Source organism: Bordetella sp. N, from assembly GCF_001433395.1.
Classification (GTDB): Bacteria; Pseudomonadota; Gammaproteobacteria; order Burkholderiales; family Burkholderiaceae_B; genus Bordetella_C.
Genome location: NZ_CP013111.1, coordinates 1,290,932 through 1,316,239 on the forward strand (window position 1 = coordinate 1,290,932; position 25,308 = coordinate 1,316,239).

The following is a 25,308-nucleotide window of genomic DNA, read 5'->3' on the forward strand; positions in this document are numbered from 1 at the left end:
TTTTATAAATTTGCCGGCCGCGGCGCCGTGGCGCCGCGACTGGATATTCAGACGGGCGTCACGCGCCAGATGCGGTAGGGCTGACCAGGGTGCAGATGCACGCGCTGTTCCTTGGCGCGCCATTCGAAGCGGTTGCCGTCGGTCAGGTCTTCCACCTGCAAGGGGCCCTCGTCGGGCAGGCCAAACTCCCACATCGGCACTTCCAAGGTGACGTCGTGGGGGTTGTGCGGGTCCAGGCTGATGGCGATCAGCAGGACGTTGTCGCGCTCCGGCGTGGATTTGGAAAAGAACAGGACCTGGTCGTCCCAGGCGGTGTGCCAGCGCACGCCCAGGTGGGTGTGCAGGGCGGGGTTGGCCCGACGGATCGCGTTCAGGCGGGTGATCTCGCGCACGATGTTGCCGGGGCGTTCATAGTCCCACGCGCGGATCTCGTATTTCTCGGAGTCGAGGTACTCCTCCTTGCCTGGCACGGGCGTGGCTTCGCAAAGCTCGAAGCCGTTGTACACGCCCCAGAGGCCGGACAAGGTCGCCGCCAGGCCGGCCCGGATCAAGTGGCCGGCGCGGCCGGACTGCTGCAGGAAACGCGGATTGATGTCCGGCGTGTTGACGAAGAAATGCGGACGGAAGAACTCGGCCGGCGGACCCTGCGTCAATTCGGTCAGGTACTCGATGAATTCCTGCTTGGTCTCGCGCCAGGTGAAGTACGTATAGGACTGGGTGAAGCCCACCTTGGCCAGGCGATACATCATCTTGGGCTTGGTGAACGCTTCCGACAGGAACAGGACGTCGGGATGGCGGCCCTGCACGTCGCCGATCATCCATTGCCAGAAGGGCAAGGGCTTGGTGTGCGGATTATCGACGCGGAAGACGCGCACACCCTGGGCCACCCAGAACAGCACGGCATCGCGCAGGGCACGCCACAGCGGCGCCTGGCGCGAGGCGCCGGGCCGGGTGCCGTAGAAATCGACGTTGACGATGTCCTCGTATTTCTTCGGCGGATTCTCCGCGTAGCGCAGCGAGCCGTCCGGACGCCAGTCGAACCATTCCGGATGGGCTTTCAGCCACGGATGGTCAGGCGAACACTGAATGGCGAAATCCAGCGCCAGTTCCAGGCCATGTGCGCGTGCCGCGCTCACCAGGCGGCGGAAGTCCTCGATGGTGCCCAGCTGCGGATGCAAGGCGTCGTGCCCGCCTTCCGGCGCGCCGATGGCGTAGGGGCTGCCTACATCATCGTCCTTGGCCTGCAGGCTGTTGTTGCGGCCTTTGCGATTGCGCGTGCCGATCGGATGAATCGGCGGGAAATACAGCGTATCGAAGCCCATTGCGCGCACGCGGGGCAGGGCGGCGATCACATCGTTGAAGGTGCCGTGACGCTTCGGGTCGCCGCTTTGCGAGCGGGGAAAGATCTCGTACCAGCTGGAAAACACCGCTGCCGGACGGTCGACCGTGACGGGGTATTCGGCGGAGGTGGTTTCGAAACGGCGCTCGTCGGCCACGTACATGGCGCGCGCGGTGTGCGCGTCCAGCAAGGCCGCGACCTGATCGGGCGTGGGGGGCGGGAAGGCCGGCGCGGTGTCCTCGTCGGTGGATCTCTTGCGGCCCTTGCGGGCCTTTTCAGACGGGGCGGCGCCCAAGGTCTGCAGCACGTGGTGCAGCACCGCGGCGCTGTCCGGCTCGGTGTCGCCCAGGCGGTCGAGCGCGGCCTGTATCAGGGTCCGGCCCTCTGCCGTTTCCAGCGCGATGTCGACGCCGGCACGGTACTTTTTGTCGTAGCCCTTGCGGAAGGTGGTCCAGATGTCTTCCCAGCCCTGCACCGCGTAGTAATGACGGCCGATGCGGGCGGGCGCGAAGCTGGCAGACCAGCGGTCATTGTCGCCCAGCACCATCGGCACGCGCTGCCATTCCTTGTCGTCGGCAGGGCGCCAGAGCAAGGCCACGGCGATGTAGTCATGGCCGTCGGAAAACACGTCGGCCTCGACCGTGATGGTGGTGCCCAGCACGCGCTTGATCGGGAAGGCGCCGTCGTCGACAGCCGGCGTCACGTGTTCGATGGCTACGCGCGACTGGCGCATGGCCGCGGTCACCGACAAGCGCATGTCGTCGGAGCCCGGCACGGTTACCGGGGCCAGGCGGCTGGCGCCCAGCCGCAGCAGGTCCCCGGGCGCGAGGGTGGGCGGCAGGTCTTCCGCCGGCCGATCGGCGTCCCACAGGTCCAGGCGGCCATAGCCTTCCGGCAGGCGCGCGCGGATGGCGTCCCAGTCCGGCGAAGCGGCCTGGTCGTCGTTGGGATTGAGGACGATCACGCGGGCATTGGCACCGTTGCGGCCGGTGCTGGCAGGACCATTCGCCGCGCCATCCCCGCGAAACAGGGCGGTGACGCCGGTGTGCGGGCCTTGCAGACTATGCAGGGGGCCGCGCGCGGACCTGGTGCGCGTCAGCCATTGATTGGCGCGGCCGATGTCGATGTGCAGGCCGGGGTCGCCTTGGGCGTCCTCGCGCACGCCGCTGCCGTCGCGCTCCAAGGTCTGCGTGGCGGCATCCTCGAAGCCCATGGGCACGAACAGGCCGTCGCCGACGACCGCGGCGGTCCACACCGCGCGCGCCGCATTGCGATAGCGGTCGGCGGGATGGCTGCGCCAGGATGCGACGCGTTTGGCGTAAGGCGCTTCCACGGGCGCGATCACCGGCGCGATGTTGCGCAGGCGATCCGTTTCTTCCAGCAGCCACTCAGCGCGGTAGTCCCACCACGGGAAGGAGGAAAACACGGCGTCGAAGCCGACGCTGGCCAGGGGCGCCAGGTCGGCGGCGGCCACACCAGGGGTCCAGGCCAGCCAGCGGCAGTCAGGTCGCACCGCGCGCACGCCCTGGACCAGCTCGCGCCAGTCGGCGGGCGCCAGGCGCAGCAGTCCTTCGCAGCGGAAGCCCGCGACGCCGTTCTGCACCCACAGGCCCACGCGCTCGACCCAATGGTCGACGAAGCCCGCGGGCGCGCGGCCCTGCTCATTGCGCAGGGGCAGGGCGTGCCGGTCTTGCCAGGGGCGGCGCGGATCGCGCACGGCGTCGCCGCCGGCATCTTCATACCATTCAGGATGCGCCAGTGCGGCGGTGCCGCCGACGGCGACCTTGTCCAGAGGCAGGTCCACCATCAAGGCCAGGCCATGCTGGCCAGCCAGACGCGCCAAGGTGGTGAAGGCAGCCGCCAGGTCCATCTCGCCCAGGGCGGGATGGATGCTGTCGGGATCATGGGGAACGTAGGGATTACCGGCAGGGTCGGGCGCCCAGAGGGGCGCCGTCATCAAGGTGTCGAAGCCGAGCGACTTGGCGCGCGCGCAGCAGGCCTGCCAGTGGCTGAGGCTGTCGCCGGAGAGCGGGCCGAGGTGCAGGGGATGGACATAATAAATACGCATGAGCAGGCCTGGGTCGTCGTCGGCGGAGAGGGAGGAAGCGCTATGAGCGGGGCGGTCCGCGGCATCAGTCTCCCGCGCCCGCGGCTAAAGTTCCGGCTGAGGTGCCGGTCAGCAAGGGACGCGCGGCGGCGCTGACCTGATCGAGCAGGCTGGGGCGTCCGTGAGCGGTGACGTCGCTGGGCGTGATGCTTTCGGCGACCACGCGAGGAGGTTGGATGGACCGGTACAGGGTCAGATAGAGGGGCGCGGCCCGTTCCCAGCTGAAATCCGTGCTCATCGCCCGATGCTGCATGGCGCGCCAGATTTCGGGACGGCGGTACAGGCCCAAGGTGCGCGTGATGGCCGCGGCCATCGCGTCGACGGTTTCGCCGTCGAACAGCACACCGGTGGCGCTACGCATGGCGTCGCGGCCGGCGCTGGCGCCCATGTCGGAGATGGTGTCGGCCATGCCGCCCACGCACGAACCGATCGGGATCGTGCCGTAGCGCATCGCGTACAAGGGTGTCAGGCCGAAAGGCTCGAAGCGGCTGCCGTGCAAAAGCATGTCGGCGCCGGCATGCAGCTTGTGCGCGGCGTCTTCATCGAAGCCGATGCGAACGCCGCAGCGGCCGGGGTAACGGTGCGGCAGCCGCTGGAACTCCTGTTCCAGTGCGTGCTCGCCCTGGCCCAGCACGGCGACTTGCAGCTCCGGATGATCGTCCAGCGCCCTCTGCACGGCGTGCAGCGCCACGTCGGCCATCTTTTGATGGGTCAAGCGGCTGCCCATGACCAGCAGCGGAGCGTTGGAGTCGATATTCAGGCCGAAGCGGCGTTGCAGTTCGCACTTGTTGCGCGACTTGTTGGCCATCTCGCCGGCGCTATATCGATAGATGCCCAGATGGGGATCGGTGGCCGGGTCCCACTCGCGTGCGTCGATGCCATTGGGCACCGGCAGCAGTTCATGCTGACGCGCGGCGAGCAGGCCTTGCAGTCCGCAGCCAAAACGTTCGGTAAGAATTTCACGCGCGTAGGTGTAGCTGACCGTCGTGATGCGGTCGGCGTAACGCAAGCCCGCCTTCATGAAGCTGAGCTTGCCCCAGAATTCAGCGCCATCCCAGGTCAGGTATTTTTCCGGAACCCCCAGCGATTCCGCCCAGTCCATGTCGTACACGCCCTGGAAGGCCATGTTGTGAATGGTCAGGACGCTCTTGACGTCATGCAGGCCGGCTTCGCGCAGCAGCAGGGGCACCAGGCCCGCGTGCCAGTCATGCGCGTGGACGATGTCGGGGCGCGGCAGGCGGGTGCGGCCGGCCGCGATCTGCACCGCCGCATGGGCCAGCGCGCCGAAGCGCAATGGGTTGTCGGCGAATTCGCGGCCGCTGGCGTCGACGTAGAGATGATCGCGGTCGTACAAGGCGTCATTCTGCAGCAGGAGCACCGGTACGCCGCCCAAGGCCGCGCAAGGGGCCATCAACAGGCGCGCCGGACCGCCGGGCAGGTCGGTGAAGCGTGCGACTTCACGGGCATTGGGCAGCTGTTCCAGTACGCCGCGGTACGCGGGCATCAGGATTCCGATGGAAGCGCCCGGCGCGGCGTGCAGTGCGCGCGCCATGCCACTGACGGCATCCCCAAGACCACCGGTCTTCGCAAGGGGGAATGCTTCCGACGTAACAGCCAAAATTTTCATCGACACGATACCTGCTCCAAGGCCACGGTAAGGAGGGGGACGTACGGGTAAACAGGGGAAGCCGGCTGCATGTCAGCGCTCTTTTGGATGTTGCGTCGCAAGGAAAGCGGTGACATGTCAATTTCTACGCCGAATGTTTCGGTTTGGATATCGGCCGACCAGTGATTTTTGTTTTATGAGCAAACACCGTGCCCGGGGTCTGTCATAGAGGAACGCCCGGTAGCGATGAGTAAGATACGAATTGAATGGTTACCAAATTTCCGCGGTGCAATATCGGGGCCGGGTTCGATGCGGCGTGCTATTTGCTTCGGGCCACTTTGACTCTTCATTGATGGAACTGACCGATGGATTTGATCGTCGCCCGTCCCGAAGGCCTGTACTGTCCCCCCGGCGACTTTTATATCGACCCCTGGCGGCCCGTGGACCGGGCGGTGATCACGCATGCGCATTCGGACCATGCCCGGTCCGGCAGCCGGCACTACCTGGCGGCGCGCGGCGGCGAAACGGTGCTGCGCGGACGATTGGGCGACATCAATCTGCAAACCCTGGCGTATGGCGAGGCGGTGCACCATAACGGGGTACGTATCAGCCTGCATCCGGCCGGACATGTGCTGGGATCGGCCCAGGTCCGGGTCGAACACAAAGGCGAGGTGTGGGTCGCGTCCGGCGACTACAAATTAGGGGACGACCCCACTTGCGAACCCTTCGAGCCGGTGCCTTGCCAGGTCTTCATCACCGAATCGACATTTGGATTGCCCATCTACCGGTGGCAGACCGGGGCCGTGCTGGCGGGGCAGATCAATGCGTGGTGGGCGGAGAACGCGGCGGCGGGACGCGCGTCGGTGCTGTATTGCTATGCCTTCGGCAAGGCGCAGCGGGTCTTGTGCGGGCTGGACCCGTCGATCGGACCCATTGTGGTGCACGGGGCGGTGGAGAACGTCAATCGCGGCTACCGGGCGGCCGGCGTGGTGCTGCCGCCGGTGCTGCGCGTGGACGAGGCCGATGCGGGCGCCTTGCGCCGGGTGCTGGTGCTCGCGCCGCCCTCGGCGCGGGGGACGGGGTGGTTGCGGCGCTTCGGGGATCATGCCGATGCCTTTGCCAGCGGCTGGATGCAGGTACGGGGCGCGCGTCGGCGGCGCGGTGTGGATCGCGGGTTCGTGCTGTCGGATCACGCGGATTGGCCGGGCTTGCAGACGGCGATCGGGGCCTGTGGCGCGAGTCGCGTGATCGTCACGCACGGGCAGGTGGCGGTGCTGGTGCGTTGGCTGAATGAAGTCGGCATTACGGCGCAGTCTTTCGAGACGGCGTATGGCGACGAAGAAGATGACGCCAGCGATGTGGCCGGCGACGCGGATGGCACGCCGGACGGGGCGGAGGCCGCCGCTTCCGCCGGTGCCGCGGCGCGCGTCTCCGGCGGTGGCGAGGCCGTGGTCCCCGACGAGGCCAAGCCCGGCGCGACTGCGGCCGGCGCGCCCGCCGAACCCCCGTCGCGCACGGAGCCGGCAGGGGAGGACCCGCAATGAAGGCCTTCGCCGATCTCTACGCGCGTCTGGACGCCACCACGTCCAGCAATGCGAAGCTGGCCGCCATGTGCGACTACTTCCGTGCCGCACCCCCGGCGGATGCGGCCTGGGCGGCTTATTTCCTGGCCGGCGGCAAGCCGCGCCAACTGGTGCCAACGCGGCTGCTGCGCCAATACATCATGACGGCGGCCGGCATTACGGAATGGCTTTACGAAGAGTGCTACCAGGCCGTCGGCGACATGGCGGAGACCTTGTCGCTGTTGCTGCCGGAGCCGGGCGAACCGGATGACGCCGGTCTGGCGCTATGGGTCGAAGAACGCCTGCTGCCCCTGCGCGGCCTGCCACCGGAGCAGGTGCCCGCACGCCTTGCCGATCTGTTCGAGCACCTGGATGCCCATGGCCGCTTCGTCTGCGCCAAGCTGATCACGGGCAGCATGCGGGTGGGCGTTTCCAAGGTGCTGCTGACGCGCGCGCTGGCCACCGTGGCGGGCATCGAAGCGCCGCACATGGCGCAGCGTCTGATTGGCTATACGGATATCGGCGCGCGGCCGGAGGCGCAGGCCTACCTGGACCTGCTGGCGCCCTTGTCCTTCGACGCCGAGACGCGCGCGGACGGGCAGCCTTATCCCTTCTTTCTCGCCCATCCCCTGGCGCTGCCTCTGGACCGCCTGTCCGCGCAGCTGGGACCGCCCAGCGATTGGCTGGTGGAGTGGAAATGGGACGGGATTCGGGCGCAGGTGGTCCGGCGCGCCGGCCAGACCTGGGTATGGTCGCGCGGTGAGGAACTGGTCAGCGAACGGTTTCCCGAACTGCTGCGCCTGGGGGAGTTGCTGCCCGACGGCACGGTGCTGGACGGCGAAATCGTGGTCTGGCGGGAAGACCGGGTCCAGCCTTTCGCGCACTTGCAGCGGCGGTTGGGGCGCAAGAACGTCGGGGCGCGGCTGCTGGCGGATGCGCCGGTGGTGCTGTTGGCGTACGACCTGTTGGAGCTGGAAGGCGTGGACCTGCGCAAGCAGCCGCAAGCGGCGCGGCGCGCGGCATTGGAGCGGGTGGCGGAGAAGGTGACGTCCTCCTATCTAAAACTGTCGCCCCTGTTGCATGGCGACGACTGGGCCGCGCTGGAGACGCAGCGGGCAGAGTCGCGCGCCCTTGGTGTGGAAGGCATGATGTTGAAGGCGGCCAGCTCGGCCTATGGGGTCGGCCGCACGCGCGATCAAGGCATCTGGTGGAAATGGAAGATCGATCCCTTTTCCATCGATGCGGTCCTGATCTACGCGCAGCGTGGCCACGGCCGCCGGGCCAGTCTCTATACCGACTACACCTTCGCGGTGTGGGACGGCCCGCCGCAGTCCACCGAGCGCCGCCTGGTGCCTTTCGCCAAGGCCTATTCCGGCTTGACGGACGCGGAAATCCGCGCGGTCGACGCCATCGTGCGCAAGACCACGGTGGAGAAATTCGGCCCCGTGCGCAGCGTGGAGCCGACCCAGGTCTTCGAACTGGGCTTCGAGGGCATCTCCCGCAGCACGCGCCACAAGAGCGGCGTCGCCGTGCGCTTTCCGCGCATGCTGCGCTGGCGCCAGGACAAGGGCGTGGCCGACGCGGATACCTTGCAGACGCTGGCGGAGTTGCTGCCAACATGACGCGGGCTCGTCGCAGCGTGAAGCCGCCGGCCGAGGCGGCACCGATCGCCCGCAACGTGGCGTGGATGGCGAGGCAAGGTTGGCAGCCTTTCGATTTCCAGCGCGAGATCTGGGACGCCATGGCGCGCGGGGAAAGCGGGCTGCTGCATGCCACCACCGGGGCGGGCAAGACCTATGCCGTGTGGCTGGGCGCTTTGGCGGCTTTCGCGACCAGCGGGGCGAAGCGGGCGCCGCCGTTGACGGTGCTGTGGCTGACCCCCATGCGCGCATTGGCCGGTGATACCGCGCAGGCGCTGCTGCGGCCGCTGGAGGATTTCGATTGCGCCTGGACGGTGGGCGTACGGACCGGGGATACGTCCAGCGCCGAACGCGCCAGGCAAGACCGGACTTTGCCGACTGCGCTGGTGACGACACCCGAGAGCCTTTCCTTGCTGCTGGCCCGCGCGAACGCCCGCGAGATCTTGAGCCGGGTGCGCGCCGTCATCGTGGACGAGTGGCATGAGTTGCTGGGCAACAAGCGCGGCGTGCAGGCCCAACTGGCGCTGGCGCGCTTGCGGCGCTGGAATCCCGGCCTATGTACCTGGGGCCTGTCCGCCACGCTGGGCAATCCGCGCCTGGCGATGGACGTGCTGCTTGGCGCGCCCGAAGCCGCGACGCCTGATCTTGCCAGTGGCCATCTGGTCCGTGGCGCCTTGCCCAAGCAACTGATCATCGACACCGTGCTGCCCCCCGACCCGTTGCGTTTCCCATGGGCGGGTCACCTGGGGATGTCCATGTTGCCGGCAGTCTGTGCCGAGATCGAGACCAGCGCCACGACCCTGGTCTTCGTCAATACTCGCGCGCAGGCGGAGCTCTGGTATCAGGCCCTGCTGGCGGCAAGGCCGGACTGGGCCGGCCTGCTGGCCCTGCATCATGGTTCCCTGGACAGCAAGACCCGGGAGTGGGTGGAAGCTGGCCTGAAAGCGGGGCAACTGAAGGCCGTGGTCTGCACGTCCAGCCTGGACCTGGGCGTGGACTTCCTGCCCGTCGAACGGGTCTTGCAGATCGGCTCGCCGAAAGGCGTGGCGCGCTTGCTGCAACGCGCCGGCCGCTCCGGCCATGCGCCGGGCCGGCCTTCGCGCGTCACCCTGGTGCCGACGCATAGCCTGGAACTCGTCGAGGCCTGCGCCGCGCGCGCCGCGGCCGAAGCGGGGCACATCGAGTCACGTGATCCGCCGGAACGCCCGCTGGACGTGCTGGTGCAGCACCTGGTGACGATCGCGCTAGGCGGCGGCTTCATACCCGCCGATCTATACGAGGAAGTGCGGCGCACGCACGCCTACCGAAACCTGTCGCCCGATGAATGGCAATGGGCCCTGGACTTCGTCGCCAGCGGCGGCCGTTCCCTGGGCGCCTATCCCGATTACCGCCGCGTCGCGCCCGATGCGGAAGGCGTCTGGCGCGTGCCGGATGCGCGCCTGGCGCGCCGGCATCGCATGAGCATAGGGACCATCGTGGCGGACGCCACCATGCAGGTGCGTTACTGGTCCGGCCGCGGGGGCGGCGCGCGGCTGGGCACGGTGGAGGAGGGCTTTATCGCGCGCCTGCGGCCGGGCGATTGTTTTCTCTTCGCCGGCCGCTTGCTGGAGCTGGTGCGCGTGCACGAGATGACGGCCTTCGTCCGCCGCGCGCAAGGCAGCCGGCCCGCAGTGCCGCGCTGGAACGGCGGGCGTATGCCGCTGTCCAGCGAACTGGCAGATGCGGTGGTGGACCAGTTCGCGCTGGCCGCGCAGGGACGTTTCGACAGCCCCGAACTGGCGCGCGCCGAACCCATGCTGGCCTTGCAGGCGCGCTGGTCGGCGCTGCCGCGGCCGGGTCTGCTGCTGGCGGAGACGCTGCGTTCGCGCGAGGGCTCGCATCTATTCCTCTACCCCTTCGGTGGACGGCATGTGCATCTGGGCGTGGCCAGCCTGATCGCGTGGCGGGTGGCGCAACGGGCGCCGGCCACGTTCACCCTGGCGGTGAATGACTATGGCCTTGAGCTTCTGTGTCCCGAGCAGCAGGACTGGCCGGCGCTGTTCGCCGACCCGGGGCTGGGCTTGCTGGAGGACGGGGCGCTGCTGGACGATGTGCTGGCCAGCCTGAACGCCGCCGAGCTGGCGCAACGGCGCTTTCGCGAGATCGCGCGCGTATCGGGCCTGGTGTTCCAGGGCTTTCCAGGCGCGCACAAGAGCGCGCGGCAATTGCAGGCCTCATCCAGTTTGTTCTATCAGGTGTTCCGGGAATACGATCCCGCCAATATGCTGTTGTCGCAGGCCGAGCGCGAAGTGCTGGCGCAGGAGCTGGAGTTGGGGCGCCTGCGCCGGGTGCTGGAACGGATGCGCACCAGCACCTTGCAATGGCAGCCGCTGACGCGGGCCACGCCGCTGTCCTTTCCGCTGATGGTGGAGCGCTTGCGGGAAAAACTGTCGACCGAAAAATTGGCTGAGCGCGTGGCCCGCATGCTGGCGGACCTGGAAAAGGCGGCCGACGCGCCGCCCAAGGCCGCAACGAAAAGGAGAGGGAATGGCGGCCGTGCCTGAAGTGCTGGCGCGCGCGAGTGCGGTCGACGTGGTCGGCGAGCGGGTTTATCTGCTGCCGCAGCGGGCCGTCTGGTGGCCCGCGCAAGGCGCGCTTCTGCTGGCCGATCCGCATTTCGGCAAAGCCGCCGCGTATCGGTCGCTGGGCCAGCCGGTGCCGGCGGGGACGACCGCCGCCACGCTGGCGCGGTGGGAAGCGCTGCTGGCGGCCTTGCCGGTGAGGCTATGCGTGGTCCTGGGAGACTTCCTGCATGCGCGGGCAGCCCGCGCGCCGGCGACGTTGGCGGCCTTGCAGGCCTGGCGCGGCCGCCATCCGCGCTTGCAAGGTGTGCTGGTGCGGGGCAATCACGACAGCCATGCCGGCGATCCACCGCCCGAACTGGGCATCGAGGTCGTCGACGAACCTTATCAATTGGGACCGTTCGACTGCCGCCATCATCCGCCGGTCCCCGGCACCACCGCCGCGGGACGCTATGCCTGGGCGGGCCACCTGCACCCGTCCCACATCCTGCGTGGCCGTGGCCGCGACAGCGTGCGCCTGCCTTGTTTCATGATGGACGAGGATCACGGCGTCCTGCCGGCGTTCGGCGCCTTCACCGGCACATGGCCGGTGGACACGCGCCCCGGGCGCCGCATCTACGTGGTCGCCGACGATGCCGTTTTTGCAACGCAAGGGTGAGCTATGTAGCACACCCGCCGCAAGCCGCTGGTCCCATCGCAGACACCGCGGAGCCGGGTCCCCCGGTCCGCCGGTGTCGCCCCCTGGGGGGCCCGCGTAAGCGGGTACGGGGGGCCTTATCCGTTGCAGTCGGCCCAGCAGTTCGGGGTTTCGTACAAACGCACGCGCGTCAGCCGCAGGTCCAGCCCGTAGTGGCTGTGATAATGCGGCGCCAGCGTGTCGAAGGCGATGCGGACGAGGTTTTCGACCGTGGGAATACGGTCCAGCACGACGGTCTTGTGGCCCGGCAGGCTCTGCAGGAAATTCAGCACCGCCTCGTCGCCGGAATACACCAGGAAGGCGTGATCCCAGCGGTCCACCAGCTCTTTCTTGCCGATGGCCTTGATCTCGGAAAAGTCCATCAGCATGCCGTTGTCGGAACTGCCCGGCGTGTTGACGACGTCGCCCTGCAACGTCACTTCCAGCACATAGCGGTGGCCGTGCATATTGCGGCACTGGCTGCGGTGGTCGGGGATGCGGTGGCCGGCGTCGAACTCCAACCTGCGAGTGACGGAAATCATGCCAGGCTCCCTGCCTGTAAAACGCGAATCATGGAATGCCTATGTACTTGTGGGTTTGCAGACTGAGCCGCCATTGCGGATGCTGCGTGCAGTACTGCACGGCGCGCTCGGTATTGGCGACCCGGTCCGGGCCGTCCATGGGCTGCAGGAAAAAATGCTCGAAGTCCAGACCGGCAAAAGACGCCGGCGGCGCGTCGAGTTGGGGATAGACCAGCTTCAATTCATTGCCCGCGCGCAGCGCCACCGGCGCCGTGCCCTTGGGGCTGACGCAGATCCAGTCGATGCCGGGCGGCGGCAACAGCGTGCCATTGGTTTCGATGGCGATTTCGAAGCCTTCGGCGTGGACGGCGTCCAGCAGGGCAGCGTCGATCTGCAGCAGCGGTTCACCGCCGGTAAAGACGACGTAGCGATGGGCGCGGTCGGGCCCCCAGGTGCTGGCCAAGGTCGCGGCCAGCGCCTGCGCGGTGGTGAACTTGCCGCCGCCGGGACCATCGGTGCCGACGAAATCGGTGTCGCAGAACCTACAGGCGGCGCTGGCGCGGTCGCTTTCGCGGCCCGACCACAGGTTGCAGCCGGCAAAACGGCAGAACACCGCGGCGCGGCCGGCCTGGGCACCTTCCCCTTGCAGGGTCTTGAATATCTCTTTGGCGGCGTAAGTCATTGGTGAAGCTGGAAAATCGGAGCGAACCGGCTATTTTAGCAAGCCGGCCGCCCAATTTCCTGTTGCCCCTCCACAACGCCTCCGCCGGTGGGGTAATTCACCCCGGGAAAAACGCGAACCGGATGACGAACAGGACGGCGACCAGCCAGGTGGCGGGGTGGATTTCCCGTGCACGGCCGGTCAGGGTCTTCAGCACCACATAGCTGATGAAACCGAAGGCCAGGCCGTTGGCGATGGAATAGGTGAAGGGCATGACCAGGGCGGTCAGCGCCGCCGGGGTGGCTTCGGCGACGTCGTTCCAGTTGACCTCGATCAGCTCGCGCATCATCAGGCCCGCCACGTACAGCAGGGCAGGCGCGGTGGCATAGGGCGGTACCGACCCGGCCAGCGGCGAAATGAACAGGGCGGCCAGGAACAGCAGGCCGATCACCAGGGCCGTCATGCCCGTGCGGCCGCCGGCCTGCACGCCGGACGCGCTTTCCACGTAGGCGGTGGTACTGCTGGTGCCCAGCATGGACCCGGCGACGATGGCCGCGCTGTCGGCGAACAAGGCCTGGCCGAGCCGGTTGGGCTTGCCTTCCGGCACCAGGCCGGCACGCTTGGCGACGCCGATCAGGGTGCCGGTGGCGTCGAAGACCTCGACCAGCACGAAAACCAGGATGACGTGGAACAGGCCGCCGTGCAGCGCGCCGGGGATGTCCAGCTGCAGCAGGGTCGGCGCCAGGCTGGGCGGCGCCGAGAAGATGCCCTTGAACTCGTTGACCCCGATCAGCATCGACAGGGCGGTGACCACCAGGATGCCGATCAGGATGGCGCCGCGGATGCGCAGCGCGTCCAGGGTGGCGATGATGAAGAATCCCAGGATGGCCAGCAGCGGGCCGGGCGCGCGCAGGTCGCCCAGGGTGACCTTGGTGGCCGGGTGAGCCACCACGATGCCGGCATTCGACAGGGCGATGATGGCTAGGAACAGCCCGATGCCGGCGGCGATGGCGCTGCGCAGGGAGTTCGGGATTCCGCGCACCAGCCAGCCGCGGATGCCGGTAATGGTCAGGATCAGGAAGATGATGCCCGAGATGAACACCGCGCCCAGGGCCTGCTGCCAGCTGAACCCCATGGTCTTGACCACGGTGAACGCGAAGAAGGCATTCAGGCCCATGCCCGGCGCCAGGCCGATGGGCCAGTTGGCCAGCAAGGCCATGACCAGGGTGCCCAGGGCCGCGGCCAGGCAGGTAGCCACGAACACCGCGTCGCGGTCCATGCCCGTGGTCGACAGGATGCTCGGATTGACGAAGATGATGTAGGACATCGTCAGGAAGGTCGTGAGTCCGGCCACGGCCTCGGTGCGCGCGGTGCTGCCGTGCTCGCGCAGGTGAAACAGTCTCTCCAGCATTTTTTCTCCGTCTGTGGTTTCCACGCCCTTGGGCGGGCGCGATGGTACGGATGTTCGGGGGCTCAGGCAACGCCTATCGTAGCCCGGGACCGGGCCAACCTTGCGTGAACGCGGTGACAACTGCGGGTAAACTGCGCCCCATCATGATCATTCTCGGCTTTGAAAGCTCCTGCGACGAAACCGGCGTGGCGGTGGTCGACACCAGGCGCGGCCTGCTGTCGCACGCCCTGCACACGCAGATCGCCATGCACCAGGAGTACGGTGGCGTGGTGCCCGAACTGGCCTCGCGCGACCACGTGCGGCGGGTGCTCCCGCTCACCCATAAGGCGCTGGCGGACGCCGGCCTGACCGTGGCCGACGTCGAGGCCGTGGCCTACACCGCCGGCCCCGGCCTGGCGGGCGCGCTGCTGGTCGGCGCCAGCGTGGCGCAGGCCTTCGCCTGGGCGCGCGACCTGCCGGCCATTCCCATCCACCATCTGGAAGGGCACCTGCTGTCGCCCTTGCTGGCCGATCCGCGGCCCGAGTTTCCCTTCGTGGCGCTGCTGGTGTCCGGCGGCCACACGCAATTGATGCGGGTCGACGGGGTGGGGCGCTATGAATTGCTGGGCGAAACCCTGGACGACGCCGCCGGCGAGGCCTTCGACAAGTCGGCCAAGCTGCTGGGCCTGGGCTATCCGGGCGGCCCCGCCCTGGCGGCGATGGCGGAGCGCGGCGATCCGACCCGTTTCGAACTGCCGCGGCCCATGCTGCACAGCGGCGATCTGGATTTCAGCTTCAGCGGCCTGAAAACCGCCGTGCTGACGCGGGTGCGGGCGGCCGAGAAGGCCGGTGGCGGGCTGGACGATCAGGCCCGCGCCGATCTGTCGGCGGCCACGCAGGCGGCCATCGTCGACGTGCTGGCGGCCAAGGCGGAAAAAGCGCTGAAGCAGACCGGGCTGAAACGCCTGGTGGTGGCGGGTGGCGTGGGCGCCAACAAGCGCCTGCGGGCGCGGCTTGCGCAAGCGCTGCCGCGCCTGAAGGCGCAAGCCTATTTCCCGCCTCTGGAACTTTGCACCGACAACGGCGCGATGATCGCTTTCGCCGCGGGCGAGCGGGTCAAGGCTGGGCTGGCGACCCTGCGCCGCGACGAACATGCTTTCACGGTGCGCCCGCGCTGGGATCTGGCGGACGTTTCGGTGCAGCCGCCTGGGGTTTGAGCAGGCGGCCTGAACCTCAGGCCGCTTTCTTCTTGCTGCCGATGCGCGATTCGGTGCCGTTCAGCAGACGCGTGATATTGGCCCGGTGGCGGACGATCAGCAGCAGCACGATGACGACGATGGCCACGGTCAGCGGCGCCTGGGCATACCAGGCGATGCCGCTGCCTAAGATGTAGCAGAAGGGCGCGAAGACCGCCGCGGCCAGCGCGGCCAGCGACGAGTAGCGGAAACAGACGGCCACGATCAGCCAGGTGGCCACGATGGCCAGGGCCAGCCAGGGCTCGATCGCCAGCATTACGCCCAGTGCGGTCGCCACGCCCTTGCCGCCGCGAAAACGCAGAAACAGCGGAAACAGATGGCCGAGGAAGACCGCCAGGGCCACCAGGGCGACCACATTCCAGGACAGGGACGGGGTGCCCAGCCGCTGCGCCAGCCAGACGGCGAACCAGCCCTTGGCGGCATCGCCCAGCAGGGTCAGGACGGCGGCCAGCTTGCTGCCGGAGCGCAACACATTGGTGGCACCCGGATTGCCGGAGCCATAGCTGCGCGGATCCTGCAGTCCCATCAGCTTGCTGACCACCACCGCGAAAGGGATGGACCCGATCACATAAGCCAGGATGACCAGGCCCAGGCTGAACAAGATGGAATGAGGTTCCTGCACCATGAGTATGTTTCCGTAGGGACGACAGCCGCGGATTCTACTACTCCCTCCAGGGAAACCGGCGGCCCGTCAGCGCAGCAGGTACAATTCGACGCGCTCCGGCGCTTTATTTTATTTTGGAAGCACAATGCGGATTCTCGTATCCAACGACGACGGTTATACGGCGCCCGGTCTGCTGGCGCTGGTCGAGGCGTTGCGGGGGCTGGGCGAATTGACAGTGGTGGCACCGGAGGTCAATCACAGTGGCGCGTCGAATTCCCTGACCTTGAACCGGCCCCTGAGCGTGCGCGAAGCGGGCAATGGATTCTTTTATGTGAACGGTACGCCTTCGGATTGCGTACACGTCGCCCTGACCGGCGGCCTGGTGCCGGACCGGCCGGATCTGGTCGTCTCGGGCATCAACAACGGCGCGAATATGGGTGACGACACCCTGTATTCGGGCACCGTCGCCGCGGCGACGGAGGGCTATCTGTTCGGCATTCCGGCGATCGCCTTCTCCCTGAACGAAAAAGGGTGGGGCAATCTGGACGCGGCCGCCGCCATGGCCCGCCGGGTCGTCGAGCATCAGATCGCGCAGCCCCTGGCCGCGCCGGTGCTGCTGAACGTCAATTTCCCCAATCGTCCGCTGGAAGCCATGACGGGCTGGGCGGTAACCCGCCTGGGCAAGCGCCATCCTTCCGAGCCGGTCGTGCGCACCACGTCCCCGTACGGCGAGGACATTTATTGGATCGGCCCGGCCGGCGCCGCCGCCGACGCGATGCCGGGCACCGATTTCCACGCCGTTGCCGAAGGCAAGGTTTCCATCACCCCCTTGCGCCTGGATCTTACCCATCAGGCCCAACTCGACCCGGTGCGAACCTGGGCGGAGCCCCTATGCGCAAGCCGGTGACTCCGCCGCAGACATCCCGGGCCGAGCCGCCGGTGCGCTCCCGCGTCAGTTCGGGTTCCAGCCTGGGCGGCCAGGCGCCCAAGGGCGTGACGGCGACCAACAGCAATACGCGGATTTCGTCCGCCACCTTGCAGCGGCCCGCGGCGGCGCCCGTGGCGCGCAGCGAGGCCAGCAACCTGGGTTTGAACTCGGGCCGGCTGCGGGCGGCGATGGTGCAGCGGCTGCGGGTCCAGGGCATCAGCGACGAAAGGGTGCTGGCCGCCATGGAAGCCGTGCCGCGCCACATCTTCGTCGACCAGGCGCTGGCCAGTCGCGCTTACGACGATGCCGCCTTGCCGATCGGCCATTCCCAGACCATTTCCCAACCCTGGGTGGTGGCGCGCATGATCGCCGCCGTCTGCGAAGGACGCGCGCCGACCCGGGTGCTGGAAGTCGGCGCCGGCTGCGGTTATCAGTCGGCCGTGCTGTCCTATATCGTGCGCGACGTCTTCGCCATTGAAAGAATACGTGGGCTTTTTGATTTGGCGCGCGATCATCTGCGGTCCCTGCGCCTGAACACCCGCGTCAGATTGACGTATGGCGACGGCATGCTGGGCCTGCCGAACGCCGCGCCTTTCGATGCTATTGTTGTGGCCGCCGCGGGTATCGCCATCCCGCAGGCCTTATTGAATCAACTTGCGCCTGGCGGGCGCTTGATCGCACCGGAAGGCACGTCCAACCAGCGCCTGGTGCTGGTCGAGCGAACCAGTGCGACAGCGTGGAAACGAACGGAATTGGAAGCGGTGCGTTTTGTTCCGCTAAGGGCCGGCATACAATCTTGAGCAACCAGGAGAATCATATGCTCAACGGGCAGTTGTCACTGACCGGAATCAGTCATTTTGCAGGCGCTCGCGCGTTCGAGAGCCTGCAAAAAAGCGTCATCTATGCGGGTCTGCTGGGCTGCGTTTTTCTAGCAGGCTGCACCACCGGCACGCGCGCACCCGTGGTCGACCTGACCAATGCGCCGCCCGCGCAGGGCGGCAGCCCCGCGGCCGGCAGCACCTACGTGGTCAAGCCCGGTGACACGCTGTACAAGATCGCCCGCGGCAACGGGGTCGATGTGGACACGCTCAAGCGCTGGAACGGCATGAGCGACTCGAACGTGCTGTCGGTCGGCCAGGTGCTCAAGCTGTCGGCGCCAGCCGGCGGCGGCGCCGTCGCGCCGGTCGGTTCGCGCCCGGTCACCAAGCCTTCCGAGCAAAGCACCGAGCCCACGCCGCTGCCGCCGCCCGGCGAGCCGCAGCCGACCACGCCGACGGCGCCCCCGTCGACGACCCCCGAGGCGCCTCCGGCCACTCAGCCGCCGCCTGCGGTGGCCTCGACACCGACGCCGGCGCGCGCGCCTGACGCGGGGATGATCAACTGGGCCTGGCCGTCCGCCGGGCAACTGATACAGACGTTCAACGCCAACACCAAGGGCATCGACATCGGCGGCAACGCTGGCGATCCCGTGACGGCGGCCGCCGACGGCAAGGTCATGTACAGCGGCAATGGCGTGCGTGGCCTGGGCAACCTGATCATCATCAATCACAACAACGGCTTCATCACCGCATACGCGCATAACCGCGCCTTGCTGGTGAAGACGGGGCAAGAGGTCAAGCGGGGCACCAAGGTCGCGGAAATCGGCCAGACCGATGCCGCGTCGCCGCGCCTGCACTTCGAGATCCGCCGTCAAGGCACGCCGGTCGATCCCTTGCAGTATCTGCCGGCACGATGACGCCCACCCTGGTCTTCGATCTGGAGACCCTGCCTGACGTGCAGGGTCTGCGTCGGCTCAATGGCTGGGGGCCCGAGGTCCCCGACCTGGAAGTGGCCGAGCGCGCTTTCGCGGCGCGCCGCGAGGCCACCGGCGGCGATTTCCTGCCGCTGCATCTGCACCAGATCGCCGTCATCGGTTGCGTGTTCCGGGACGAGAAGGGCTTTCGCGTGCGCACGCTGGGGGATCCCGACGATCCCGAGCCGGCCTTGCTGACGCAGTTCTTCAAGACCATCGAGCACTACACGCCCAAGCTGGTGAGCTGGAACGGCTCTGGTTTCGACCTGCCCGTGCTGCATTACCGCAGCCTGATCCATGGCGTGGCGGCGCCCCGCTATTGGGATCAGGGCGAAGACGACCGCGAGTTCAAGTTCAACAACTACATCGGCCGCTATCACACGCGCCACATCGACCTGATGGACGTGCTGGCCAAGTACAACGGCCGTGCCAACGCGCCGCTGGACCAGTTGGCCAAGCTGTGCGGCTTTCCCGGCAAGCTGGGGATGGACGGCGGCAAGGTCTGGGAAGCCTGGTCGCAGGGCCGCGCCGACGAGGTGCGGGCCTATTGCGAAACCGATGTGGTCAATACGTGGCTGGTCTATTGCCGCTGGCGTTTGCTGCGTGGCGAACTGGACCGGGTTTCGTACGACGAGGAAATCGCGCTGGTGCGCGAGTCGCTGGCCAATAATCCGGCGCCGCATTGGCGCGAATATCTGGCGGCTTGGGACGCGGAATAAGGAGGCTTTGTGGAATGGACTGCCAGGTCCGTCCAAAAGCCCGTTTTCGCAACCGACTGAAATAATCATCCTCGGATAAGAAACCAACTCGAAATCAGCTGGGGCAGACAATGGTCTCGCGTTCACACTCCCTAGGAGACCAAGATGTCCCGATTCGCACTTCGTCCTATCATTGCCGGCCTGTCCCTGACCCTCGCCGCCGGCGCCCTGTCCGGCACGGCCCTGGCTGCCGCCGCCACCGATGCCACCACGGCTGCACCGGCCGCCACGGCGCCGCACGGCGGTCCCGCCGGCAAGGGTCCGCACGCCGGCCCCGGTGAGCATCGCCGTTGGGAGGGCATGCGCGACTCCCTGTGGATCCCCGGCCTGGGTCCCATCGGCAAGAAGGAAGTCGACCAGCTGAAGCTGAACACGCAGCAGCAGGGTCTGTTCAAGACGGCCCAGGATGCCCAGCGTGATCTTGGCAAGTCCATGCACGATGCCGGCCGTTCGCGCCACAAGCTGCTGGATGACCAGGTCAATGGCGGCAAGCTCGATCCGCGCGCCTTGTTGGATCAGGAAACCCAGAACCGCAAGCAGTTCGAAGGCCAGGCCGACCAGGTCAAGCAGAAGTGGCTGGCGGTATGGGATAGCCTGAGCGACGGCCAACGTGGCCAGGTGACCCAGTTCGTGAAACAGCGCCAGGCGCGCTGGGAAGCGGACCGTGCCGAGCATAAGGGCGAGCGCCACGGCAAACCGGGTGGCCCCGAAGGCCACCGCCCGCCGCCCCCGCCGGCTGGCGCCCCGGCCCCGGCTGACAAGCCCGCCGGCTAATTAAGGCCCCCAAGGGGGTTGTTGAGGAATGCCTCCTCAGCCCCCGAGTTTCCAAGATGCCCGACCGGCCTGCCGGATCGGGCATTTGTTCATTAATTGTGCAGAAAACCAATCCAATGCACACCAAATCGCACCGTATTGGTGCGCCATGAAGGATTTAGACAGATTCTTAACCGAGTGAAAAAGTTGGCATGGATCGTGCTTTAAGAGGGTAGGGCCAGTCGGATCTGACAGTCTTCCGGAGGAGTGAAGGCAGTCGAGTAAGGATCCACCTGGTTTGTACGGCTCTTTTCAAGCACTTACGGCGCGCACGTTGCCGCCGTTCCACGAAGTCTCAAACTGTTCTCTCATCAGGATCTGAACCATGAAGAAGACGCTGCTCGCTGTACCTTTCGCCCTGGCATCTTGTCTGGCGGCCGTTCCCGCGCTGGCCGCGGACGCCACCGATCTGGGCGCCGGCTTTTCCCTGAGCGGCAATGCCACGATCACCAACGACTACCGTTTCCGTGGCTATTCGCAAACCGATTTTCGTCCCGCCGCGCAGTTGGGCCTGGATCTGACCCACTCATCGGGCTTCTATCTGGGTAACTGGAACTCCAACGTCGCCAACTCCGTATTCGCGGACGGCAATCTGGAAATGGACTTCTACGGCGGCTGGAAGGGCGATGTCGGCAATGGCTTCGGTCTTGATGTGGGTGTGCTGCATTACTACTACCCGGGTTCGACGTCCCCCAAGGGCGGCAACTACAACAACACGGATCTCTACATTGGCGGCAGCTACGCCAACTATTCCCTGAAGTATTCCTACACGCCTGGCGATTTCTTCAGCGCGCCGAATTCCAAGGGCACCTGGTACCTGGACGCGTCGGCCACCTTCGATCTGGGTGACGGCTGGGGCCTGCTGGGCCACCTCGGCTACCAGAAGCTGAAAAACGCCGTCGATACCGATGGCGATACGCTGGGCCACTACGTGGACTACAAATTGGGTGTCACCAAGGACGTCAAGGGCTGGGTCTTCGGCCTGGCGGCGGTGGGCGCCACCAAGGACAACTGGTACGCCACGAAAAATGGCCACCCGGCCGGCCGGCTTGGCCTGCTGGCTTCGATCCAACGCACTTTCTAACGGTTTTTCGAGCGGGCCCAAGCCCGCCAGCTCCCAAGGGGCAGCGCCCGCCTATGTATATAGGCGGGCGTTGTTTTTAGGGCCCCCCCGTACCGCGCAGAGCGCGGCCCCCCAGGGGGGCGAAGGGTAGGCCCCCCCGTACCGCGCAGAGCGCGGCCCCCCAGGGGGGCGACACCAGCGGACCGGGGGACCCGGCTCCGCGGTGCCCCCGATCTATCGAGTTCTTGACACGAGATGGGGTGCGTTCGGGCAGGGTCATAGCTCTGCAGCATGCTCCTCTCCCGCGCACCGCGCGGGAGAGGAGCTTCCATTACAATGCCGGCCTGCTGTTGTCACATGCCTGGATAGCTTAATGGCCGAAGTACTCGATATCGTCTCCCTGGATCTGGAAGCCCGGGGGATCGCCCGCCGCGACGGCAAGGTCCTGTTCATCGAAGGCGCCTTGCCCGGTGAACGCGTCGCCGTGGAAACGGTGCGCCGCAAACCGTCTTATGAAATCGCCCGCACGGTCGACGTCCTGCGCCCCTCGTCGCAGCGAGTGACGCCGCGCTGCGCCCATTTCGGCATGTGCGGCGGCTGTGCCATGCAGCACCTGGAGCCCTCGGCCCAGGTCGCCATCAAACAGCGCTCGCTGGAAGACACCTTCTGGCACGTCGGCAAGCTGAAGCCGGCCCGCGTGCTGCCGCCGCTGCACGGCCCGACCTGGGGCTATCGTTTCCGCGCCCGCCTGTCGGTGCGCGTGGTCGCCAAGAAGGGCGGCGTCCTGGTCGGCTTCCACGAACGCAAGAGCAGCTACGTGGCCGACATGCGCGAATGCCATGTGCTGCCGCCGCACGTGGCCGCCTTGCTGCTGCCGCTGCGGGCCATGGTCGCCAGCATGTCCCAACCCCATCGCATGCCGCAGATCGAAGTGGCGGTGGGCGACGCCGCCACGGTGCTGGTGCTGCGCCACCTGGAACCGCTGACCGACGGCGATATCGACATCCTGCGCGCCTTCGCCGCCCATCACGCGGTGCAATGGTGGCTGCAACCCAAGGGCCCGGACACCTGTCATCCGCTGGAGCGCGAGCACGCCGATACGCTGGCGTACTCGCTGCCGGAATTCGGCCTGCGCATGCCCTTCAAGCCCACGGATTTCACCCAGGTCAACCACGCCATCAACCGCGCGATGATCTCGCGCGCCCTGACCCTGCTGGACGTCCAGCCCACCGACCGCGTGGCGGACCTGTTCTGTGGCCTGGGTAACTTCACCCTGCCGCTGGCCACCCGTGCCCGCGAAGCCGTCGGCGTCGAGGGCAGCAAGGCGCTGACCGATCGCGCGCTGGAAGCCGCCCGTCTGCACGGCCTGGGCGCGAGCACCAGCTTTTCCACGCTGAATCTGTTCGAAGTGGACGTGGACTGGCTGCGCGGCCTGGGCTTCTTCGATCGCATGCTGATCGATCCGCCGCGCGAAGGCGCGCACGCCGTGGCGCAGGCGCTGGCCCTGCTGTCGGCGCAGGAACGGCCGCGCCGCATCGTCTACGTATCCTGTAATCCGGCGACCCTGGCCCGCGATGCTTCCATCATGGTGCACGAGGGCGGCTATGTGCTGCGCGCCGCCGGCGTGATCAATATGTTCCCGCACACCGGCCACGTCGAATCCATCGCCGTGTTCGAGTCGCTGGACGAAGCCGGCATCATCGCGGCCCAGCAGCAGGCCGCCGAAAAGCGCCTGCTGGCCGCGCAACAGCAGGAACAGGCCCAGGTGCAGGAGCAGGAACTGGCCCTTGAGCAGGCCCAGGAGCAAGCCCTGGCGCAGGAGCCGGGCGAAGCGGCGGCCTGAGGCCATCCGGCTGAGCCGCCGGCGCCATTGCGCGGCGCGATGATGCGCTGTCGCAATGGCGTGTTCACGCCTGGAACTGGCTCTTCAACTGCTCCTCGCTGAGCCAGCCGGCACGGCGTAGCAGTTCGGCGCGGTCCGCGGGATCGACAGCCTCGGATAAATTGACGCTAAGCCCGTCCGCGTGGCTGACGAAAGCGCTGCCGCCCCGCCAGCCGTTTCCGCCCGGCGCGCTGGCGACGTAGACGACAGACGGAATGTGATAGCCCGCGATGGCCGCATCCGTCGGCCCTGGCCGCCGCGTGATGATGGGCTGGTTCTGGAAATTGTCCACCATGTTCTGCATGGTGATTTCATTGCTCGGATCGAGCAGACCGCTCATCCAGTTGTCCCTGGTCTGGTAATACCCGCCGCGTAAACCAACCGCGCGAGTGGTGTCCATGAGCATGTCGTAGCTATCGGTGCTCAGTACCTGGTTAGGCACGCGCGCGGGCCAGAACGTGGGCAGATAGGGAGACACGTCCGGGTCGTACCCGGAGCGGCAGCGTGCCGTGTCGCCTTGCCAGGGCAGGGCCATCCAGCGCGTCAACCCACCCGGTGTCTGGTAATACAGCGGACCGGCGGATGCCGCGACGTTTTCGTGGGACAGGGTATCGCCAAGGTCTGGCAGGAGTTCCGGTGACGTCGCACGGCGTATGCGGGCCAGTTCGCTGTACATCGACGCATGGCGCATGGGCCAGGTCGCTTCGCAGCCAGGATGGAAAGCATCGCCCAGGCAATAGGTGAGCGGCCCCTCGTCCAGCAGCGCCGGTTGCTGCTGCAATGGCACTTGATTCAGGAGCACGGGCGCGGTGGACGCGTTCGGATCGTAGTCATTGGTGAAATTGCCGTCGCGCCAGTTGGTCAGGTGCCGGTAGAGATCCAGGGACACGGGCAGCATGTCCGTGGTTTCCACCATCACGGCCGTGTGCATCGTGTCGCCATAGATGGGCGGCCAGAGGATGTTGCCGGTTTTCTCGGGGATGTTCGCCGTGTCCGTGGTGGGAAGATAAGGCGAATGGAATTTACCGAACACTTCCTGGCGCTTTGCTTTCGCCTGATCCGAAGGATCCGCGAGTTGCAGGAGATAGGTCGGATCGGTGAAGTCGTAGGTCACGTCACGCGGAAATATGGCGCCGGCATAAGCGAAGGTCCGGAAGAAACCGGCATTGACCCATTGCAGCCTGGTCAAGCGCTGCAAATAGGGCAGAACGTGCTTGCTGAACGACGTGATGAAGTCCGGTTCGACCCGCCCGGCCTCCACCATCGCATCGCGGGCGACGTCATACAGCGTGCGGAAGCTGACGATGTCGGTGCCGTAGTTGGGCGGTGCCACGATGACCCAGCTGGACGTGACCGGTATCGGTGTCCCGTTGATGCTGACCGTCGCCAGGACGGGCCCGTCCGAGGTGTCGTCATACCAGTCGGGCGAGTTGTTGAAGTTCTCGCCATTGGGCCCCAGCATGGGTTTGCCGTTGGGTGATCGTGATATGCCATGTCCACCCAGGACGAGCAGGCGGCCTTCGTCGTCGACGCGCAGGTCGCCCAGCTTGACGTTGACCGTCGGGCCGCCGGAGCAGAACGTGCCGGTGAGCTCGACGTTCGTGTCGCTGTTCGCCTGTTTCACCGCCAGACCTGCATCGATGGTCAGCTTGCGCCGATCGTCGCCTGTTACCTGTGGGTTGCGGCGGCCAACCGGGGCATTGTCGTCGGCATCGAGGGCCTGGCCGTCGGCGTCGACCGCGTTGCCCTGGATATCCAGTGCTTGGTGGAACACATACCAGGACGCCTTCTGGTTCGCCAGGTGCGCCATCCAGTAGATTTCGGCATTGGCTTTGGTCAGTTCCGCGACCACCTCGCCGGCGGCGTTATAGCCATAGATACGGAACCGCGCCGCCTGGCGTTTGAGCGCGCCCGTGGGATCGCGCATGTCGTCGGCGGAGATGTAGGGGCCGTTGACCACCTCGGGTCCGATGTAATAGCCATCCGTGCCGCTCGCCGTGCTGTTGCCGACGCGCGCTACCCCGATGCCCGGGTGGATCTTGGCGTAGGTGATGGTGTCGAGGTTGGACGCGGCTGCCTGGGACGAGATTCCAGAGTTGTTCACGATCGTTTTCCTTACATGTGGGCGAGAGAAAGCGCTGCTGCTTTT

General features: G+C 66.7%; 19 protein-coding genes. 12 read left to right on the plus strand and 7 right to left on the minus strand.

All coding sequences use genetic code 11. The annotated features are described in order from the left end of the window. Positions 1-47 precede the first annotated feature (47 nt). Positions 48-3,407, minus strand: coding sequence for a maltotransferase domain-containing protein (locus ASB57_RS05620; RefSeq protein WP_057651279.1), 3,360 nt, complete (start codon positions 3,405-3,407; stop codon positions 48-50). Positions 3,408-3,471: 64 nt separating this feature from the next. Then, a complete protein-coding gene (gene glgA / locus ASB57_RS05625; protein WP_156414348.1) occupies positions 3,472-5,073 on the minus strand; it encodes a glycogen synthase GlgA in 1,602 nt (533 codons plus the stop codon). Positions 5,074-5,417: 344 nt separating this feature from the next. Between glgA and ASB57_RS05630 the strand changes: the two genes are divergently transcribed. The 4 genes from ASB57_RS05630 to pdeM are packed head-to-tail and all read left to right on the plus strand — an operon-like array spanning position 5,418 to position 11,473. After that, entirely contained in the window at positions 5,418-6,596 is a 1,179-nt protein-coding gene (locus ASB57_RS05630) for a ligase-associated DNA damage response exonuclease (RefSeq protein ID WP_082621396.1), read from the plus strand. Further along, entirely contained in the window at positions 6,593-8,236 is a 1,644-nt protein-coding gene (locus ASB57_RS05635; protein ID WP_057651281.1) for an ATP-dependent DNA ligase, read from the plus strand. The genes ASB57_RS05630 and ASB57_RS05635 overlap by 4 nt, the downstream gene beginning before the upstream one ends. Next, positions 8,233-10,797 carry a ligase-associated DNA damage response DEXH box helicase gene (locus ASB57_RS05640; protein ID WP_082621397.1) on the plus strand — a complete coding sequence of 855 codons (2,565 nt, stop codon included), beginning with the start codon at positions 8,233-8,235 and terminating at the stop codon, positions 10,795-10,797. Before ASB57_RS05635 ends, ASB57_RS05640 begins: the two co-directional genes overlap by 4 nt. Continuing rightward, entirely contained in the window at positions 10,781-11,473 is a 693-nt protein-coding gene (gene pdeM, locus ASB57_RS05645; protein ID WP_057651283.1) for a ligase-associated DNA damage response endonuclease PdeM, read from the plus strand. The genes ASB57_RS05640 and pdeM overlap by 17 nt, the downstream gene beginning before the upstream one ends. 116 nt (positions 11,474-11,589) lie before the next feature. Here the strand turns inward: pdeM and queD are convergent, their stop codons facing one another. The 3 genes from queD to ASB57_RS05660 form a co-directional block, all read right to left on the minus strand. Then, positions 11,590-12,033, minus strand: coding sequence for a 6-carboxytetrahydropterin synthase QueD (gene queD / locus ASB57_RS05650; RefSeq protein ID WP_057651286.1), 444 nt, complete (start codon positions 12,031-12,033; stop codon positions 11,590-11,592). A gap of 28 nt (positions 12,034-12,061) precedes the next feature. Next, positions 12,062-12,694, minus strand: a complete 633-nt coding sequence (gene queE / locus ASB57_RS05655; protein WP_057651288.1) for a 7-carboxy-7-deazaguanine synthase — start codon at positions 12,692-12,694, stop codon at positions 12,062-12,064. Between the two features lie 97 nt (positions 12,695-12,791). Next, positions 12,792-14,084 carry an NCS2 family permease gene (locus ASB57_RS05660; RefSeq protein ID WP_057651290.1) on the minus strand — a complete coding sequence of 431 codons (1,293 nt, stop codon included), beginning with the start codon at positions 14,082-14,084 and terminating at the stop codon, positions 12,792-12,794. A gap of 143 nt (positions 14,085-14,227) precedes the next feature. Here ASB57_RS05660 and tsaD point away from each other — a divergent pair, with 143 nt between their 5' ends. Further along, the gene (tsaD, locus tag ASB57_RS05665; RefSeq protein WP_057651292.1) at positions 14,228-15,280 is read left to right on the plus strand and encodes a tRNA (adenosine(37)-N6)-threonylcarbamoyltransferase complex transferase subunit TsaD; all 1,053 of its coding nucleotides are present in this window, start codon (positions 14,228-14,230) and stop codon (positions 15,278-15,280) included. Positions 15,281-15,296: 16 nt separating this feature from the next. Here tsaD and plsY read toward each other — a convergent pair whose 3' ends face one another. Then, positions 15,297-15,944 carry a glycerol-3-phosphate 1-O-acyltransferase PlsY gene (plsY, locus tag ASB57_RS05670; protein WP_057651294.1) on the minus strand — a complete coding sequence of 216 codons (648 nt, stop codon included), beginning with the start codon at positions 15,942-15,944 and terminating at the stop codon, positions 15,297-15,299. Positions 15,945-16,068: 124 nt separating this feature from the next. Here plsY and surE point away from each other — a divergent pair, with 124 nt between their 5' ends. From surE to rlmD, 7 genes are all read left to right on the plus strand, one after another. Continuing rightward, positions 16,069-16,830 (plus strand): 5'/3'-nucleotidase SurE, encoded by a 762-nt coding sequence (gene surE, locus ASB57_RS05675; RefSeq protein WP_057651295.1) that lies wholly within the window; start codon positions 16,069-16,071, stop codon positions 16,828-16,830. Next, positions 16,815-17,651, plus strand: a complete 837-nt coding sequence (locus ASB57_RS05680; RefSeq protein ID WP_057651297.1) for a protein-L-isoaspartate(D-aspartate) O-methyltransferase — start codon at positions 16,815-16,817, stop codon at positions 17,649-17,651. The genes surE and ASB57_RS05680 overlap by 16 nt, the downstream gene beginning before the upstream one ends. A 17-nt stretch (positions 17,652-17,668) precedes the next feature. Further along, positions 17,669-18,586 carry a peptidoglycan DD-metalloendopeptidase family protein gene (locus ASB57_RS05685; RefSeq protein ID WP_057651299.1) on the plus strand — a complete coding sequence of 306 codons (918 nt, stop codon included), beginning with the start codon at positions 17,669-17,671 and terminating at the stop codon, positions 18,584-18,586. Then, positions 18,583-19,362, plus strand: coding sequence for a 3'-5' exonuclease (locus ASB57_RS05690; protein ID WP_057651301.1), 780 nt, complete (start codon positions 18,583-18,585; stop codon positions 19,360-19,362). Before ASB57_RS05685 ends, ASB57_RS05690 begins: the two co-directional genes overlap by 4 nt. 144 nt (positions 19,363-19,506) lie before the next feature. Further along, complete coding sequence (locus ASB57_RS05695; protein WP_057651304.1) at positions 19,507-20,175, plus strand: hypothetical protein; 669 nt, start codon at positions 19,507-19,509, stop codon at positions 20,173-20,175. Positions 20,176-20,539: 364 nt separating this feature from the next. After that, the gene (locus ASB57_RS05700) at positions 20,540-21,298 is read left to right on the plus strand and encodes a TorF family putative porin (RefSeq protein ID WP_057651306.1); all 759 of its coding nucleotides are present in this window, start codon (positions 20,540-20,542) and stop codon (positions 21,296-21,298) included. Positions 21,299-21,650: 352 nt separating this feature from the next. After that, positions 21,651-23,120, plus strand: coding sequence for a 23S rRNA (uracil(1939)-C(5))-methyltransferase RlmD (rlmD, locus tag ASB57_RS05705; RefSeq protein ID WP_057651308.1), 1,470 nt, complete (start codon positions 21,651-21,653; stop codon positions 23,118-23,120). Positions 23,121-23,184: 64 nt separating this feature from the next. Here rlmD and ASB57_RS05710 read toward each other — a convergent pair whose 3' ends face one another. Beyond that, the gene (locus tag ASB57_RS05710) at positions 23,185-25,263 is read right to left on the minus strand and encodes a LodA/GoxA family CTQ-dependent oxidase (RefSeq protein WP_057651309.1); all 2,079 of its coding nucleotides are present in this window, start codon (positions 25,261-25,263) and stop codon (positions 23,185-23,187) included. Between the last annotated feature and the right edge of the window lie 45 nt (positions 25,264-25,308).

Excerpts from the sequence above, each read along its gene's own strand:
- plsY (WP_057651294.1), bottom strand. The coding sequence starts at position 15,944 with ATGGTGCAGGAACCTCATTCCATCTTGTTCAGCCTGGGCCTGGTCATC.
- ASB57_RS05695 (WP_057651304.1), top strand. The coding sequence starts at position 19,507 with ATGTCCCGATTCGCACTTCGTCCTATCATTGCCGGCCTGTCCCTGACC.
- ASB57_RS05700 (WP_057651306.1), top strand. The coding sequence starts at position 20,540 with ATGAAGAAGACGCTGCTCGCTGTACCTTTCGCCCTGGCATCTTGTCTG.
- queE (WP_057651288.1), bottom strand. The coding sequence starts at position 12,694 with ATGACTTACGCCGCCAAAGAGATATTCAAGACCCTGCAAGGGGAAGGT.
- ASB57_RS05620 (WP_057651279.1), bottom strand. The coding sequence starts at position 3,407 with ATGCGTATTTATTATGTCCATCCCCTGCACCTCGGCCCGCTCTCCGGC.
- surE (WP_057651295.1), top strand. The coding sequence starts at position 16,069 with ATGCGGATTCTCGTATCCAACGACGACGGTTATACGGCGCCCGGTCTG.
- ASB57_RS05660 (WP_057651290.1), bottom strand. The coding sequence starts at position 14,084 with ATGCTGGAGAGACTGTTTCACCTGCGCGAGCACGGCAGCACCGCGCGC.
- glgA (WP_156414348.1), bottom strand. The coding sequence starts at position 5,073 with ATGAAAATTTTGGCTGTTACGTCGGAAGCATTCCCCCTTGCGAAGACC.
- ASB57_RS05680 (WP_057651297.1), top strand. The coding sequence starts at position 16,815 with ATGCGCAAGCCGGTGACTCCGCCGCAGACATCCCGGGCCGAGCCGCCG.
- tsaD (WP_057651292.1), top strand. The coding sequence starts at position 14,228 with ATGATCATTCTCGGCTTTGAAAGCTCCTGCGACGAAACCGGCGTGGCG.
- ASB57_RS05635 (WP_057651281.1), top strand. The coding sequence starts at position 6,593 with ATGAAGGCCTTCGCCGATCTCTACGCGCGTCTGGACGCCACCACGTCC.
- ASB57_RS05690 (WP_057651301.1), top strand. The coding sequence starts at position 18,583 with ATGACGCCCACCCTGGTCTTCGATCTGGAGACCCTGCCTGACGTGCAG.
- queD (WP_057651286.1), bottom strand. The coding sequence starts at position 12,033 with ATGATTTCCGTCACTCGCAGGTTGGAGTTCGACGCCGGCCACCGCATC.
- rlmD (WP_057651308.1), top strand. The coding sequence starts at position 21,651 with ATGGCCGAAGTACTCGATATCGTCTCCCTGGATCTGGAAGCCCGGGGG.
- ASB57_RS05640 (WP_082621397.1), top strand. The coding sequence starts at position 8,233 with ATGACGCGGGCTCGTCGCAGCGTGAAGCCGCCGGCCGAGGCGGCACCG.
- pdeM (WP_057651283.1), top strand. The coding sequence starts at position 10,781 with ATGGCGGCCGTGCCTGAAGTGCTGGCGCGCGCGAGTGCGGTCGACGTG.
- ASB57_RS05630 (WP_082621396.1), top strand. The coding sequence starts at position 5,418 with ATGGATTTGATCGTCGCCCGTCCCGAAGGCCTGTACTGTCCCCCCGGC.
- ASB57_RS05685 (WP_057651299.1), top strand. The coding sequence starts at position 17,669 with ATGCTCAACGGGCAGTTGTCACTGACCGGAATCAGTCATTTTGCAGGC.